Here is a 13,912-nt window from a genome sequence, read left to right as displayed (position 1 = left end):
TGACGCCCCGTCGCCGAAGCGACGGGGCGTCAGAGGTGGATCAGCGCTGGACGAACAGGTTGCGCACCTGCGTGCTCGGCTTGTAGACCGAACGCGGGTAGCCCACGTACGTCACGACCAGCGTGTAACGACCCGGGGCCAGCTTGGGCAGGCGGTAGTTCCGCGGGTTGCCGTTGTAGAAGCGCTTGACGGTGCGGGCCACGCCGCTGGGGCGCTTCGAGATGGTGATGAGCACCGGGCCACGCACCGGAGCGTTGCCGGCCTCGGACTGGACCTCGAGGCGGATCCGACCGCGCTGGCCGGGACGGACGACCGGGGCCTGCACCTGCGGGATCGTGGTGATCGTACCGCTGTACGGGCCGGCCGAGGCCGTCGTGGAGGTGCCGGCCACGAGGCCGGCGGTCATCAGGAACGCGACAGCCAGGCTGGCGATGATCTTCTTCATGCGCGGGACTCCCCATGTGTGTGTGCTTGTGGTCGTGAGCATAGGCCACGCCGACAGCGATCCCGCCATCGTTAACCGAGGATTTCCTCAAGTTGCACGATCGCGTGTGTGGTCCGACATCACGGCAACCCGGAGAGGTAGTGGTCGCGGACGGTCCCCGCGTCCAGCACACGGTCGTACGCCGCGACCTCGTCGAGGTCCCCCTGGAAGGCGTTGCCGCCGCCCTGCAGGCGCCCGAGGCCCATCCGCGCCGCGCGGGACAGCGCACCGGTCCAGCCCGCCGCGACGGCACGGAGCTCGCCGTCGACGTACAGCTCGACCCGGCCGGACCTCGCGTCACGGGTCATCACGACGTGGTGCCAGCGCCCGTCGAGGTGTCCACCTGACGAGACCGCGGTCCGGGCCGGGGCGAAGAGGCCGTCGGCGACACCGGCCACGACCCGGCCGTCGGCGAACACCGAGATCCCGAAGCCGCTCTCCCCGAGGAAGGTCGGCGTCGACGCGTCGAGCAGGGCGGCGCCGTTGGTCCAGCTGCCGGAGGAGCCCCGGCCCTGGACCGAGCGGAACCACAGCTCCAGCGAGAACGACCCCGACACCGGTCGCGCCACCGACGCGTGGTCGTCGACCCCGTCGAACGACGCCGCGGTGTCCGGGTCCCCCACGATCGCCCCGGCCCCGCCCAGGCCCGGCCCCCCGCCGTACGAGCCGGCGGAGCCGCGGACGGCCGTGAGGGTGGACCCGGCGCGCTCCCCCAGGCGCCAGTAGGACACCAGGCCCGGGGTGGCGGTGATCGTGGCGGCGTAGTCGCGCACCTTCACGGTCTGCGGGGCCACCGCCTCGCGGGCGTTGCCGACGCGGTCGACCACCACGTGGCGGGCGCGGAAGCAGCGCCCGGCCGGCGTCGCCCAGTCGTACGTCGGGCCGGGGTCGACGCTCAGCAGGGTCCACGGGCCGAAGTCGCCGCAGGCGTTGCCGGCCAGCGGCGCGCTGGTGCCCTCGAGCCGTCGGCCCGCGACCCCGGACCCGCCGTCCTGGGCGGCGTCGACCCGGACCGCGGTCGTCGTCGCGGTGGTCGCGCCGTCGGGCAGCCCGACCTCGCCACCGGTCGGGGCGTCGTCGTCCCGGCGTACGGCGAGGGTGAGGGCGCGGGTGTTGCCGGCGACGTCGGCGCCGGTCACGGTCAGGTCGTGGCCGGCGGTGGTGCCCGCGGCCCACGCGACCGGCGCGGACAGGTAGGGCCCGCCGGGCGGGGTCGTCACCGGTCCGCCGGCGTGGGTCCAGCCCGGGGCCCCGACGGCGGAGGTCGTGGCCCGCGCAGGACCCGAGCCCCCGGGGTCGGCGACGGTGGTCACGACGCGGAAGGACCCCGCCGCCGCCCCGCGGAACCAGACCGTCGACCCGGTGAGCGCCGACCCGCCGACCTCCCCGCGGACCCCGACGGTCGTGCTCGGCGCGGTCGCGTCGGTGCGCACGGCGGCGCTCGCCGCGCCCACGGGCCCCGACCAGGAGGCCAGGCGGGGCGCGACGCGATAGGTCCAGACGCCGTCCGGGACGCCGTCCTCGCGACAGGTGGTCGTCGTCGCCCCCGCCGGGACCGGACCCGCGCAGCCGCCGGTCGCGGCGTACGTCGTGCCGTCGTCGGCGACGCGGGTGACGACGTAGGCGTCGGCCGGGGTCCCGTCGGCGAGCCCGACCCCCGCCCAGGTCACCCGCACGTCGTCGCGGTCGGAGACCTCGACGTCGGGCACGGGCCCGGCCGGCATCCGCAGCGCCGACGCCTCCCCCGCCGACCCGGCCGTGGTGGTGGCGGTCCAGAAGGCGTGGCCCTGCGCAGCGGCGAGCACCAGCCCGGCGGCGAGGCCGACGGCCGCGCCCCGTCGTAGCGCCCCTCCGACCACGCGCTCCACCTCCCCGTCCCGGTCCGTCAGCGCCCGGCCCGCAGGTGCACGGTCACGGTGGCGCCCTGGCAGGCGTCCGGCGCCGTGCTGGTCATCGACACCGCCCCGGGCAGCGCGATCGCCAGCGACCCGTCGGTCCCGCCCGAGCGCGCGGGCACGCGCCAGCCCTCACCCCCGCGGTCCTGCGCGCTGAACCCGAACGCCGACCCGGGGCAACCCGGCCGGTCCGTCGAGAACCCGCCGTCGCCGCGAGCCGCGTCGAGCTCCAGCCGCGCGAGGCGGACCACGGCGTCGGCCGAGCTCGTCGCCACCAGCCGCACCGTCCCGCGTCCCCCCGGGCGCAGGTCGGCACCACCGGTCGCGCGGCCGAGGGTGACCGGTACGGCGGAGCTCGCGGCCGCCGTACCGGTCCCGGTGCCGAGCGTCATCACGGCCTCGACCGCGACCGCGACGACCCCGGTCACCACCCCCGCCACCACGAGCGAGGCCACGACCCCACCCGCGCGGCCACGCCACCGCGGACGCACCCGCTCGGCGCGGTGCCTGCCTCGCCCCACGACCCCTCCTCCTCGCTCGGCCCCGCTGCTCCACCACCCCTCCCCGGTGGTGGAGCAGCCAGGAGGACCAGCGCACGCGGTTCAGCGGGCGGTGTAGGCCAGGGTGACGGTCGCGCCCTTGCAGCCGTCCTGGTCGACGGTCGCCTTGTTGTCGAAGGCGAGCCTCGCGCCGGACCACGTGCCGACGTCGTCGCCGGCCGCGATCTCGGAGTTGACGGTCATCTCGGCTCCGCTGAGCACGTAGTCGTCGGCGGTGCACTCGCCGACCGCCCCCGCGGCCGTCGTCACGCCGTCGATGCTGGCCGTCACCGTGCCGATGAAGACCGGTCCGGCGTTCGGGTTGTCGAAGCGGCCGCTCAGCGTCTGCGGCGCCCCGCCCGGCCGGAGGTCGCTGACGACGGACGTCTGCTCGATCACGACCGGTCGCGTGTCCCCCGTGTCCGCGTAGCCGGTGCCGGACCCGTCCGACGTCCAGTACGCGAAGGCGATCGACCCCACCATCGCGAGCACGAAGGCCCCGACGACGATGAACACTTTTCTCGTGCGGCTGCTGCGCATGACGAATTTCCCCCCGGAAATCATACATTGAGTTGTCGACGCGGTCCCCACCGCGCCCCCCTGGTCTCGGGAGCCGGAGCCCCCGCAGCACAAACCGTAGAAGGTGTCAGGCGTTCACCGAAGAGAAATCACATCGTTAGATGAAAACTTAACCTTCATGGTGCAAACGACCCCGGACGCGCCGGACCGGCGCCACCCGAGGGGGTGACGCCGGTCCGGACGTACGACGGGAGTGCGGGCCCTACGGGCGGCTCACCACCAGTCGGTAGCCGGTCGCCGAGGCGCCGAACGTCGCGGAGCCGTTGTAACGGACCCGCAGCTGCTTGGCGCCGGGCTGCGCGAACCGCGGGAGCGTCACCACGGCGCGGCCCGCGTCGACCCGGCCGCGGGCGATCACCTCGCCGGCGCGCCGGACCTGCACCCAGCCGGCGGGCGCACTGTCCGCGTCGTCGGCGAGGTCGACCCGGACCACGAGGCGGGCGCGGGTGCGCGCCGCCGGCCCGTCGGTCAGCACCCGGGCGGGCTGCTGACGCGCGACCCGGGTGCCCGTGGGCACGGTGCTCACCTCGACCGTCCGCGGGTCCGAGGTCGACGCGGCGCTCGTGTCGTCGCCGGCGTAGGAGGCCGTGACCTCGACGTCGCCGGCCCCACGGAACGGGCCGAGGTCCGTCGTCGCCGTGCCGTCGTCGCCGAGCTCGACCACCTGGGGCTCGAGCCCGTCGGCGGTGAGCGTGACCACGCCGGACGGTGCCAGGTCGAAGTCGTTGGCGGAGGTCACGCTCACGGTGGCCTCGACCGACCGACCGACCCGCACGGCGGCCGGGTCGAGGTCCAGCTCGACGGTGGACGCCGCCGGGGCGAGCTCGTAGCCGACCTCGGCGATCCACTTGCGGAAGCCCGTGCCGGACTCCGCGGTCGGGTCGTAGCCGCCCTCGACGTTGCCGGCGGGGTCGGTCGCGTACCAGTAGATCGTCGCGCCCTCGTCGACGAGCAGCGTCTCCCCGCCCTCGCGCACCCCGTTGGCCTGCAGCGTCTCGCCGTTGGTGGCGGTCGGCCGGGTGCCGTCGAGGGTGTAGCGGATCTCGACGGCCTCGGAGGAGTCGAAGGTGACGTTGACCTTGCCGGCGGTGCCGGCCTCCGCGACGTCGACCACGGTGGTCGGCGCCAGGGTGTCCTGCTCGAGCTCACGGGCGACCCGCAGCATCTCAATCAGGCCGTTGGCGAACTCCATCGACTCCGCCTGGGCGGACCCGCCGGTCGGGTCGGGGTTGGTGAACGGCGGCTGGAACATCACGCCGGTCTCGAAGTTCCAGGCGTACACGTCGTGCTTGTAGTACAGCTGGTCACCGGAGTTGCCGGCCGCCGAGTAGAGGACGTCGGCCGTGACGCCGGTGCGGGCCGGGGTGACCGACGTGCCGCGGTGGCGCTTGATGCCGGTGAGGATCTTCTCGGAGGCCTGCTCGAAGAACTGCTCGTCCTGCAGGCTCGGGCGCGGCGCGGTGACACGGCCCTCGCGGATGTAGGAGCCGGGCGACCACATGAAGTAGTTGCCGGAGCTGTGCAGGTTCATCGAGAACTTGACGTTGTCCTTCGCGCCCAGCCACTCGACGTTGCGCGCCTCGCCCTCGGAGTGCTCCGAGGGGCCCGCGAACGTGTCGGAGTTGCAGTTGGTCGTCGACGCACCGTCGTAGCCGTCGAAGGCGCTGTACATCTCGTGGTTGCGGTTGAGGTCGACGCCCCACGCGTTGCGGGCGCCCACGTCGTAGTTGCCGCCCTCGGCGCAGTACCGGACCATGTTGCGGCGCTGGCTGGCGAAGTCGTAGAAGGAGTAGTGCCCACCGTCGGGGTTGATGGACGGCGCGATCCAGGTCTCGAGGTTGTCGACCAGGTCGGTGGTGGGCGCGTGGCTGCCGTAGTTGCGCAGCAGCCGCTCCGCGGTCTCGATCGTCACCAGCGGCGGCACCCACTCGCGGGCGTGCTCCTGCGCGTAGGCCAGGACGCCGGGCTTCTCGCCCTCCGGCGCCGTGCCGATCCGCAGCGCGTAGACCGGCTGCGGGTCGTGGGAGACGTAGTCGGGGGCGTTGAGGTTGTCGTCGAGCCCGATCAGGCGGGTCGGGGCGACCACGCCGTCACCGGCGGAGCCGCGGTAGGTGTAGGCGTTGACGAGCGCGGAGGCCCGGGGGTCGCCGTCGATCGCGGCCACCACCTGGGCGGCGGTCGTGGTGATCGCGCCCCCCGCGTCGGTGGCGAGCTCGACGTCGACGCTCGTGCCGGCGACGCGGACGACGAGGTCCGAGGGCGAGGAGGCCGGGCGCGACAGGCGTGCGGAGACGTCGTCCCCGCCCTCGTGGCCCCACGCCTTGCTGTCCAGGCCGACCCGGGCGTTGCTCGCCGGGGTCGCTCCGGGCACGAGGCTCGCCGGCGTGCCGGCGGCGGCGCGGAGCGTGCGGCCGTCGGCCTGGGAGACCGCGACCACCGGGATGGTCACGCCGGGAGCCGTGCCGCCGGGAGCGGTCGGGAGCCCCGCCACGTTGTTGGCGATGAGGACGGCGGAGGCGCCGGCCTGCTGGGCGTTGACGGCCTTGTCGCCGAAGCCGCACTCTCCCCGCTCGACCACGGCGACCGCGCCCGAGGGGAAGTCGGCGAAGGGACCGCAGCCCTGGGCCGGCGTCGCGTTGGGCCACGCCTGGTTGGGTGCGGCGCTCACGGCGGCGACGGGCGCCGCGGCGAGGCCGCCGGCGGGCACGGCGGATCCGAGCGTCGTGCTCGGCACGTAGGCGTACTCGGCGCGGGACGAGCCGGCGCCGAGGACGACGCGGTTGCCCGGCGGGTCGAGCAGCGCCTGCGACGGGCGGCGGTAGCCGTTGGACGCGTAGGGCAGCTCGACGAGCTCGGCCTGGTCGGGGAACTCCTCGGCCAGCGCCGCGATGCGGTCGTAGAGCTGGGTCGGGTCGAGGTAGGAGTCGATGAAGTCCTCCTGGTAGCCCGGACCCTTGAACGGGTCGTCGCCGGAGGTCGGCAGCCAGTCGGCGACCTTCGCGATGGCCACGTCGCCCGACGGGCTGGTGATCCGCACGCGGTCGGGCCGGACGGCGACCGCCGCGTCGCCCTCGCCGACGGTCGCCGCGGGAGCGGCGCCGCGGTGGTAGAGGTAGACGCCCGCGTCGACGAAGCGCGTGATGGTCTGCGTGCCACCCGAGCCGAACTCCGTGCCCGGGCCGCTGTCGCGCTCGACGGTCAGCGCACCGGCGTTGGTCTGGCCGTCGGCCCACTTCGCCTCGACGGAGACGAAGGCCTGGCCGTAGTTGGTGTAGTAGTCCGCGCGGATGATGCGGACGTCGGAGACGTCGGGCGCGGTGGGGTCGTCGGCGCGGGCGGCGAAGCTGCGGTTGGCCCGGCGGGCCGCCGCCAGCGTGCGCTCGCGCTCGGCGAGCGCGGCCGCGGCGTCCTGGTCGGGTCGCGACTGGGTGGCGCCCAGCTCGTAGCCCGCCTCGCGCAGGCTCTCGGCCTCGCTCGGGGTGACGACGACGGGCACGACGATGCCGCCGTCGCGCGGCTCGATGCCGTGCGTGGTGTCGACCCCCGTGGCGAGCAGCTCGTCGAGCTCGGCGGTGTCGGCGACCTGGACCTCGATGACCGAGGTCTCCTCGCCGGCCTCGTGGAACAGGCCGTGGTCGTGGTCGTGGCCGTCCGCCGACCCGTGGCTGGAGGTGGCTCCGGGGCTCGAGCCTGCCGGGGGCGAGGTCGGGTCCGCCGCGGCGGTCCCGGAGGTCGCGGCGGCGGCGAGACCGGGGATCAGGGCCAGGACGGCGACGGCGGCGACCCGCCGTCGGAGGGGGGATGAACGCATGGGTGTCCTCTCGACGCGGGTCGACGACCCGACGAAGCCCTGTCCGCTGCTTGTGCGTGAGATCAGGGTGGGCTGAGAGAACCAGCGCGCGTTGAAACGTGTCAAGCACCACATCATGAACCGACCTCATGATCGGGTCACGATTCGGTCACGAGCCCTCAGCGCGCCCGTACGGCGAGCAGCTCGCGGGCCCCGGCCGGCGTCATTGGCTCCCGCTGGGCGAGACGACCGAGGGCCACGGCACGCTCCACGAGCTGGGCGTTGGACTCCACCGCGACGCCGCGGCTGATCGTCAGCACGTCCTCCATCCCGACGCGGAGGTGGCCGCCCTTCGACAGCGAGGCGAGCGCGACCGGCAGCGTCGTCCGGCCGATCCCGGTGGCGCCCCAGCTGGTCGTCGCCGCCGGCAGCATCGCGACTGCGGCGACCAGCGCGTCGGCCGTGCCGGGCATCCCGCCGGGCACGCCCATCACCAGGTCGCAGTGCACCTTCCCGCCGTACGGCGGGCCGTAGCGGTCGAGCAGCCGCGACAGGGCGTGGACCTGGCCGAGGTCGAAGAGCTCGAACTCCGGCACGACCCGCCGCTCCTGGCTGAGCTGGTAGAGCTCACAGACGAACGGCCAGGGGTTGGCGAAGACGTCGTCGCCGAAGTTGGTCGTGCCCATCGTCAGGCTGCACGAGTCGGGCTCGGCGTCGAGCACCTTCAGCCGCTGCTCGAGGGGGTCGTGGACCGAGCCGCCGGTCGACAGCTGGACGACCAGGTCGCTGGACTCGCGGATCGCCGCGACCCACTCCGTCAACAGCCCCCCGTCGAGGGTCGGGGCGTGGTCGTGGTCGCGGACGTGCACGTGGATCATCCCGGCGCCGGCGGCCTCGCAGTCGCGGGCGGTCGCCGCGATCTCCTCGGGGGTGGTCGGCAGCGCGGGCGCGTCGGCCTTCGCGGTCTCCGCGCCGGTGGGCGCGACGGTGATCAGCAGGTCCGCGGGGTGGCTCATGGCCCGCATGCTGCCAGAGACGATGCCAGACTTGCGGCGTGAGAGCGGTCGTGCAGCGAGTTCTTTCGGCGTCAGTCACCGTGGACGGGACGGTCGTCGGCGAGATCGCCGAGCCGGGCCTGCTCGTCCTGCTCGGGGTGACCCACGGGGACGGTGCGGCCGAGGTCTCCTGGACGGCCCGCAAGATCTGGGGTGTCCGGATCCTGCGCGACGAGCGGAGCGCGTCCGACGTCGACGCCCCGGTGCTCGTCGTCAGCCAGTTCACGCTCTACGGCGACGCCCGCAAGGGCCGCCGACCCACCTGGAGCGCCGCGGCCCCCGGCGACGTCTCGGAGCCGGCGTACGACGCGGTGTGCGCGGAGCTCGAGGCCCTCGGCGCCCGGGTCTCCCGCGGCGTCTTCGGCGCCGACATGCAGGTCGCCTCCGTCAACGACGGGCCCGTGACGCTGGTGCTCGACAGCCCGTAGCGACCGGTGCCGGGCCGGCGGCGGGCGCCGGGCCGTGCCGGTACACCCCGAGCTCAGCGCCGCGGGGTCGGCGGCAGCGAGGCGGGCGTGCCCAGCACGGCCCGCTGTGCGGGGTCCGCGACGCACGTCAGGACGACGAACGACGCGATCCGGCTCCCGCCCGCGAGCGCGGAGACGTCGACCGCGACCATCCCGTCCTGCCGCAGCGGGTCCCAGCCGCGACCCCGGGGACCCGTGCGGTCCACCGTGACCCGACCCTCGTGGTGCAGCAGCGGCATCGGCTGGGTGTCGACGGCACCGGTGACGTCGTGCCAGGCGAGCTGCCACCGCACGCCCAGGTGGTCGCCGACCACGCGGGTCGGGGTGAACCACAGGCCCCCGGACAGGTCGCGGCCGGGAGCGGCGACGTACGCCAGTCCTCCGCCGCCGGCCAGGAGGAGCGCCAGCAGGACCCACTCCCGGGACCACGCCGCGAGGACGGCGCCCACCAGCAGCACCACGGCCAGGGCGAGGAGCGCCCACGAGACCAGACGGGTCGGTGCCGGGTCGCGCGGCAGCACCAGGGCCGGCTCGCCGTCGAGATGGCCCAGCCGGGGATGGGGCGGGCGCCTCGCACCACGCGCGGCGGCCACCTCGCGGGCGAGGCCGAGGGCCACGAGCACCGTGACGGCGGCGCCGACCAGCAGCGCCGCCCACCCCCGCGCCTCGTCGACCTGCGCCAGCCCGAGGAGCAGGGCGATCCCGGCCGTGCCGGCGAGGAGCACGAGGCCCAGCCAGGAGACGACCCGGCTCCAGGTCGACCGGGGGTCCGGAGGCGCGTACGGGTGGCGCCGGGAGCCCCGGGCACCCCCGGGGGCGGTCAGGACGGCCTCCGACCGTGTGCGATCACCGCACCACCGTCACGGGGCGGGGCCGTCATCGGGTCGAGCGCCGAGCGGCCGATCGGCGGGAGGGAGGCGTCCATGGTCTCGACCTACCCTGCGCGGGTCGCGCCCACACCACGGGCCGCCGACGACGCCGGCCCGCCACCCCGGGAAGGGGCGGCGGGCCGGCGTGCGGACAGCAGCGACGTCAGATCGCGACGGCGACCTCGGCGACGACGCCGGTCTTCGCGGTCACGGTGTTGTCGACCGGGTCGGCCTTGGGGGCCAGCGTCCGCAGGGTCCACTCGCCGTCGCCGGCGAAGAAGCGGAAGTGGCCCGACGCGGAGGTCGGGACCTCGGCGGTGAACTCGCCGGTGCGGTCGAGCAGGCGCACGTAGGCGTTGCCGACGGGCTCACCGCCCTCGCCGCCGCGCAGGACCTGGCCCTGGATGATGGCCTCCTTCGCGACGTCGATGCCGTCCAGCGACAGGCCACCCTCGGTGGCGCCGCACATCAGGCCTCACCCCGCTCGTCGCCCAGCACCACGGGGACGCCGACGAGCGAGCCGTACTCGGTCCAGGAGCCGTCGTAGTTCTTGACGTTCTCCTGGCCCAGCAGCTCGTGCAGCACGAACCAGGTGTGGCTGGAGCGCTCGCCGATGCGGCAGTAGGCGATGGTGTCCTTGCTCCAGTCGACGCCGGCCTCGGTGTAGATGTCCTTCAGCTCGTCGTCGGACTTGAAGGTGCCGTCGTCGTTGGCGGCCTTCGACCACGGCACGTTGGCGGCGGTCGGGATGTGGCCGGCGCGCTGGGCCTGCTCCTGCGGGAGGTGGGCGGGGGCCATCAGGCGGCCGGCGTACTCGTCGGGGCTGCGGACGTCGACGAGGTTCTTGGTGCCGATCGCCTCGACGGTCTCGTCGCGGAACGCCCGGATCGCCAGGTCGGCGGGCTTCGGGGAGTACGTCGTGGCCTCGCGGCTGACCTCGTCGGAGACGAGCTCGCGGGAGTCCAGCTCCCACTTCTTGCGGCCGCCGTCCATCAGCTTGACGTCGTCGTGGCCGTAGAGCTTGAAGTACCAGTAGGCGTAGGCGGCGAACCAGTTGTTGTTGCCGCCGTAGAGGACGACGGTGTCGTCGTTCTTGACGCCCTTCTCGCTCAGGAGCTTGCCGAAGCCCTCGGAGCTGATGGCGTCGCGACGCACCTGGTCCTGCAGGTCGGTGGTCCAGTCGAGCTTGATGGCGCCCTTGATGTGGCCCTTGTCGTAGGCGGCGGTGTCCTCGTCCACCTCCACCAGGACGACGTTCGGGTTGTCGAGGTTGTCCTCGACCCACTGGGCGGTGACGAGGGCGGACTCGCGGCTCATGGGCGACCTTTCGTTGGGTTGGATGCGTGCTGAGGTGCTGCTGACGTGCTCGGACCGACGCGGGGCGTCGGGGCCCGGAGGACCGGACGGGCGCGGCGACGGCGGGCCACCACAGGGCCGCGGTCAGGACAGACGGGTGCGCCGCGTCAGGGCATGCGACACAGCGCCGAGCGGACGCGGCAGTGGTCCACCGCGCGTCGACGGGTCAGCATGATCGTGGGCACGCCTCCACCGTAGGGGCCGAGCTGCCGGCGGTCGCCAGGATGTCTCGTCATGTGGACACGTCGTCCACGATCTGGGATAGAAGCCCCAGGACCTGCTCCCGCCGCGGGACCCCGGCGGCCCGGGAGACCTCGACGCCGGCGCCGTCGAGCACCAGCGTCGTCGGGGTGACCTCGAGCCCCACGCGCCGGGAGAGCGCGAGGTGCTCCTCGGCGTCGACCTCGACGTGGACCACACCGGGCACCAGCTCCGCCACGCCCGCGAGCGTCGTGCGGGTCGCGCGGCACGGCGCGCAGAACTTCGTCGACAGCTGCACGAGCGTCACCCGCTCCCCCCGTCGTACGCCGAGCGCGTCGAGCTCGTCGCGCAGGTGGGGGGTCTCGGTCACACCGGGCCGAACGCCACGAGCGCGCGGGTTATTGCCTCACCGGCCGCCGGTCCTCCCCGGACCCGCCGGACGGGCGCGAGCCCGGCGGGTCGCTCGCCGGCCTCAGCCCCCGGCGAAGGGCGGCAGGAACTGCACCTGCTCGCCGGGCCGGACGAGCACCTCGGCCGGGTCGCCCGCGCCGGCGGGCCGGTCCCCGACCAGCACCGAGCAGACGTCGAGCACCCGGCGCAGCCGGTCGTCGTCCCCGCGGCGGGCCAGCGCGGCCTCCCGGAGCTCCGCGAGAGAGACGTCGCCGTGGACCGGCACGTCGTCGTGGCCGACCCCGGCCGCGGACCGCGCTGCGGCCCAGTACTGCACCCGCACCGTGCCCGCCGTCGCGGCGTGGCCGCTCTCACGCTGGTCGGTCGTGCCGGGACCCGTCATGGGTGAAGTATCCTCGGTCACTCCAGCCGGGCCGGAGGAGGACCGCGATGAGCACGCTGCTGCTGCTGACGAGCGCCCTCCAGTCCTCCACCGAGGTGCTGCCCAGCCTGTCGCTGCTGCGCCACCAGGTGAAGGTGCTCCCCGCCGAGGGCAGCGCGCTGCTCGAGGCGCCGGCGGCCGACCTGATCCTCGTGGACGGTCGCACCGAGCTCGCCTCCGCGCGCGACCTCTGCCGCCTGATCCGTACGACGGGCTCCGAGGTCCCCGTGCTGCTCGTCGTCACCGAGGGCGGGCTCTCGGTGGTCGCCGCGGACTGGGCGATGGACGACGTCGTGCTCCACACCTGCGGCCCCGCCGAGCTCGAGGCCCGGATCCGGCTCGCCGCCGACCGCCTCGCCGCCGCGCGGGAGGCCGACGACCCCGAGGCCCACGTCATCCGCACCGGCGAGGTGCTCGTCGACGACGCGACCTACACGGCGAAGGTGTCGGGGCGCTCGCTGGACCTGACGTTCAAGGAGTTCGAGCTCCTCAAGTTCCTGGCCCAGCACCCGGGCCGCGTCTTCAGCCGCCAGCAGCTGCTGCAGGAGGTGTGGGGCTACGACTACTTCGGCGGCACCCGCACCGTCGACGTCCACGTGCGCCGCCTCCGCGCCAAGCTCGGCCCCGAGAACGAGACGCTCATCGGCACCGTGCGCAACGTCGGCTACCGGTTCGTGCTGCCCAGCGCCCGCGAGCAGGCGGACCGGGCCGCGTCCGCGGACGCCGCCGACGACGGGGCCCGCGACGCCCGTGACGGGGCGTCCCGCAGCACCCCCGCCGACGCCTGAGCGGGGCCCTTCCTAGGCTCGTCGCATGAGCGACGGTGCCCCGCAGGACCTGCCCCCCGACGCCGGCACGCCCCTGGACACCGACGTCCTGGTGCGCATCGGTGAGGTCGCCGCGGCGTGCGAGGCCGCCGACGGCGCCGCGCCGTTCGACGAGGCCACCTGGCGGGCCCTGCACGACCGGCCCGCCGTCGAGGTCGGCTGGTGGCTGGCCGAGGGGGGCGTGGCGGTCGAGGTCGACGGCGACCTCGGGCTGGCCGTCGCCCCCGACGCCCGCGGCGCCGGCCTGGGGACCGGGCTGCTGGAGGAGGTGCTCGCCGTCACCGAGGGCGAGCCGCTGCGCGCCTGGTCGCACGCCGACCACCCGGCGGCGGCCGCGCTCGCCGCGTCCCACGGCTTCGCGCGGGTGCGTGAGCTGTGGGTGATGCGCCGGCCCTCGAGCACCCCGCTCGACCCGGCGACGGTGCCCGACGGCGTGGTGGTCGCGTCGTACACCGACGCGGACGCGGACGACCTGCTCGCCGTCAACGCCGCGGCCTTCGCCGCCCACCCCGAGCAGGGCGCGATGGACGCGGCCGACCTGGCCTCCCGGATGGCGCAGGACTGGTACGACCCGGCCGGACTGCTGCTCGCCCGCGACGCCGCGACCGGGGAGCTGCTGGGCTTCCACTGGACCAAGCGCAGCACCGCCGACCTCGGCGAGGTCTACGTGCTCGGCATCGCCCCCGCCGCCCAGGGCCGCGGTCTCGGCAAGGTGCTGACCCTCGCCGGGCTGCACCACCTGGTCGACGGCGGCCCCGCGGGCCACGGCGTACGGGAGGTCGAGCTGTACGTCGAGGCCGACAACACCGCCGCGGTCGCCCTGTACGCCGGCTACGGGTTCACCCACGCCGACGTCGACACCCACGTGATGTACGCCCGCCCCTAGCCGAGGGCCTCCTTCAGCGCCGCCGCGACCTCCCGCACGGAATCGGGCTGCGCATCCGGGCCGACTCGAGCCCCTCCGCCTGCGCATCCGGGCCGACTCGAGCCCCTCCGCCTGCGCATCCGGGCCGACTCG

The 13,912-nt window shown here is 74.6% G+C and carries 14 protein-coding genes; 3 read left to right on the top strand and 11 right to left on the bottom strand.

Annotated elements, in window-relative coordinates; all coding sequences use genetic code 11:
- Positions 1–40: 40 nt before the first annotated feature.
- From ABD158_RS08320 to ABD158_RS08295, 6 genes are all read right to left on the bottom strand, one after another.
- Complete coding sequence (locus tag ABD158_RS08320) at positions 41–445, bottom strand: peptidase associated/transthyretin-like domain-containing protein (RefSeq protein WP_344006023.1); 405 nt, start codon at positions 443–445, stop codon at positions 41–43.
- Between the two features lie 119 nt (positions 446–564).
- Positions 565–2,343: a LamG-like jellyroll fold domain-containing protein gene (locus tag ABD158_RS08315; protein WP_344006021.1), complete on the bottom strand. Its 1,779-nt coding sequence runs from the start codon at positions 2,341–2,343 to the stop codon at positions 565–567.
- 26 nt (positions 2,344–2,369) lie between these two features.
- A complete protein-coding gene (locus tag ABD158_RS08310) occupies positions 2,370–2,834 on the bottom strand; it encodes a hypothetical protein (protein ID WP_344006019.1) in 465 nt (154 codons plus the stop codon).
- Between the two features lie 147 nt (positions 2,835–2,981).
- Entirely contained in the window at positions 2,982–3,458 is a 477-nt protein-coding gene (locus tag ABD158_RS08305; protein ID WP_344006017.1) for a hypothetical protein, read from the bottom strand.
- Positions 3,459–3,699: 241 nt separating this feature from the next.
- Positions 3,700–7,308 carry a M14 family zinc carboxypeptidase gene (locus ABD158_RS08300; RefSeq protein WP_344006015.1) on the bottom strand — a complete coding sequence of 1,203 codons (3,609 nt, stop codon included), beginning with the start codon at positions 7,306–7,308 and terminating at the stop codon, positions 3,700–3,702.
- Positions 7,309–7,466: 158 nt separating this feature from the next.
- Positions 7,467–8,303, bottom strand: a complete 837-nt coding sequence (locus tag ABD158_RS08295) for a beta-keto acid cleavage family enzyme (RefSeq protein WP_344006013.1) — start codon at positions 8,301–8,303, stop codon at positions 7,467–7,469.
- Between the two features lie 38 nt (positions 8,304–8,341).
- Here ABD158_RS08295 and dtd point away from each other — a divergent pair, with 38 nt between their 5' ends.
- Positions 8,342–8,770 carry a D-aminoacyl-tRNA deacylase gene (gene dtd / locus ABD158_RS08290; protein ID WP_344006011.1) on the top strand — a complete coding sequence of 143 codons (429 nt, stop codon included), beginning with the start codon at positions 8,342–8,344 and terminating at the stop codon, positions 8,768–8,770.
- A gap of 53 nt (positions 8,771–8,823) precedes the next feature.
- Here dtd and ABD158_RS08285 read toward each other — a convergent pair whose 3' ends face one another.
- The 5 genes from ABD158_RS08285 to ABD158_RS08265 form a co-directional block, all read right to left on the bottom strand.
- Complete coding sequence (locus ABD158_RS08285; protein ID WP_344006009.1) at positions 8,824–9,534, bottom strand: hypothetical protein; 711 nt, start codon at positions 9,532–9,534, stop codon at positions 8,824–8,826.
- A gap of 307 nt (positions 9,535–9,841) precedes the next feature.
- Complete coding sequence (locus ABD158_RS08280) at positions 9,842–10,147, bottom strand: DUF1416 domain-containing protein (protein ID WP_344006007.1); 306 nt, start codon at positions 10,145–10,147, stop codon at positions 9,842–9,844.
- Positions 10,147–10,995, bottom strand: coding sequence for a sulfurtransferase (locus ABD158_RS08275; RefSeq protein WP_344006005.1), 849 nt, complete (start codon positions 10,993–10,995; stop codon positions 10,147–10,149). The genes ABD158_RS08280 and ABD158_RS08275 overlap by 1 nt, the downstream gene beginning before the upstream one ends.
- A 271-nt stretch (positions 10,996–11,266) precedes the next feature.
- A complete protein-coding gene (locus ABD158_RS08270; RefSeq protein ID WP_344006003.1) occupies positions 11,267–11,605 on the bottom strand; it encodes a thioredoxin family protein in 339 nt (112 codons plus the stop codon).
- Positions 11,606–11,707: 102 nt separating this feature from the next.
- Positions 11,708–12,028, bottom strand: coding sequence for a MoaD/ThiS family protein (locus tag ABD158_RS08265; RefSeq protein WP_344006001.1), 321 nt, complete (start codon positions 12,026–12,028; stop codon positions 11,708–11,710).
- 47 nt (positions 12,029–12,075) lie between these two features.
- Between ABD158_RS08265 and ABD158_RS08260 the strand changes: the two genes are divergently transcribed.
- Entirely contained in the window at positions 12,076–12,855 is a 780-nt protein-coding gene (locus ABD158_RS08260) for a winged helix-turn-helix transcriptional regulator (RefSeq protein WP_344005999.1), read from the top strand.
- A gap of 25 nt (positions 12,856–12,880) precedes the next feature.
- Positions 12,881–13,780: a mycothiol synthase gene (gene mshD, locus ABD158_RS08255; protein ID WP_344005997.1), complete on the top strand. Its 900-nt coding sequence runs from the start codon at positions 12,881–12,883 to the stop codon at positions 13,778–13,780.
- Positions 13,781–13,912 lie beyond the last annotated feature (132 nt).

Source organism: Nocardioides lentus, from assembly GCF_039529515.1.
Classification (GTDB): Bacteria; Actinomycetota; Actinomycetes; order Propionibacteriales; family Nocardioidaceae; genus Nocardioides; species Nocardioides lentus.
This window is presented reverse-complemented; position numbering and strand designations above follow the sequence as displayed.

Bases quoted from the DNA above. Each gene is read 5' to 3' on its own strand.
- ABD158_RS08320 (WP_344006023.1), bottom strand. From the start codon at position 445: ATGAAGAAGATCATCGCCAGCCTGGCTGTCGCGTTCCTGATGACCGCC.
- ABD158_RS08260 (WP_344005999.1), top strand. From the start codon at position 12,076: ATGAGCACGCTGCTGCTGCTGACGAGCGCCCTCCAGTCCTCCACCGAG.
- ABD158_RS08280 (WP_344006007.1), bottom strand. From the start codon at position 10,147: ATGTGCGGCGCCACCGAGGGTGGCCTGTCGCTGGACGGCATCGACGTC.
- mshD (WP_344005997.1), top strand. From the start codon at position 12,881: ATGAGCGACGGTGCCCCGCAGGACCTGCCCCCCGACGCCGGCACGCCC.
- ABD158_RS08275 (WP_344006005.1), bottom strand. From the start codon at position 10,995: ATGAGCCGCGAGTCCGCCCTCGTCACCGCCCAGTGGGTCGAGGACAAC.
- ABD158_RS08305 (WP_344006017.1), bottom strand. From the start codon at position 3,458: ATGCGCAGCAGCCGCACGAGAAAAGTGTTCATCGTCGTCGGGGCCTTC.
- ABD158_RS08295 (WP_344006013.1), bottom strand. From the start codon at position 8,303: ATGAGCCACCCCGCGGACCTGCTGATCACCGTCGCGCCCACCGGCGCG.
- ABD158_RS08265 (WP_344006001.1), bottom strand. From the start codon at position 12,028: ATGACGGGTCCCGGCACGACCGACCAGCGTGAGAGCGGCCACGCCGCG.
- ABD158_RS08300 (WP_344006015.1), bottom strand. From the start codon at position 7,308: ATGCGTTCATCCCCCCTCCGACGGCGGGTCGCCGCCGTCGCCGTCCTG.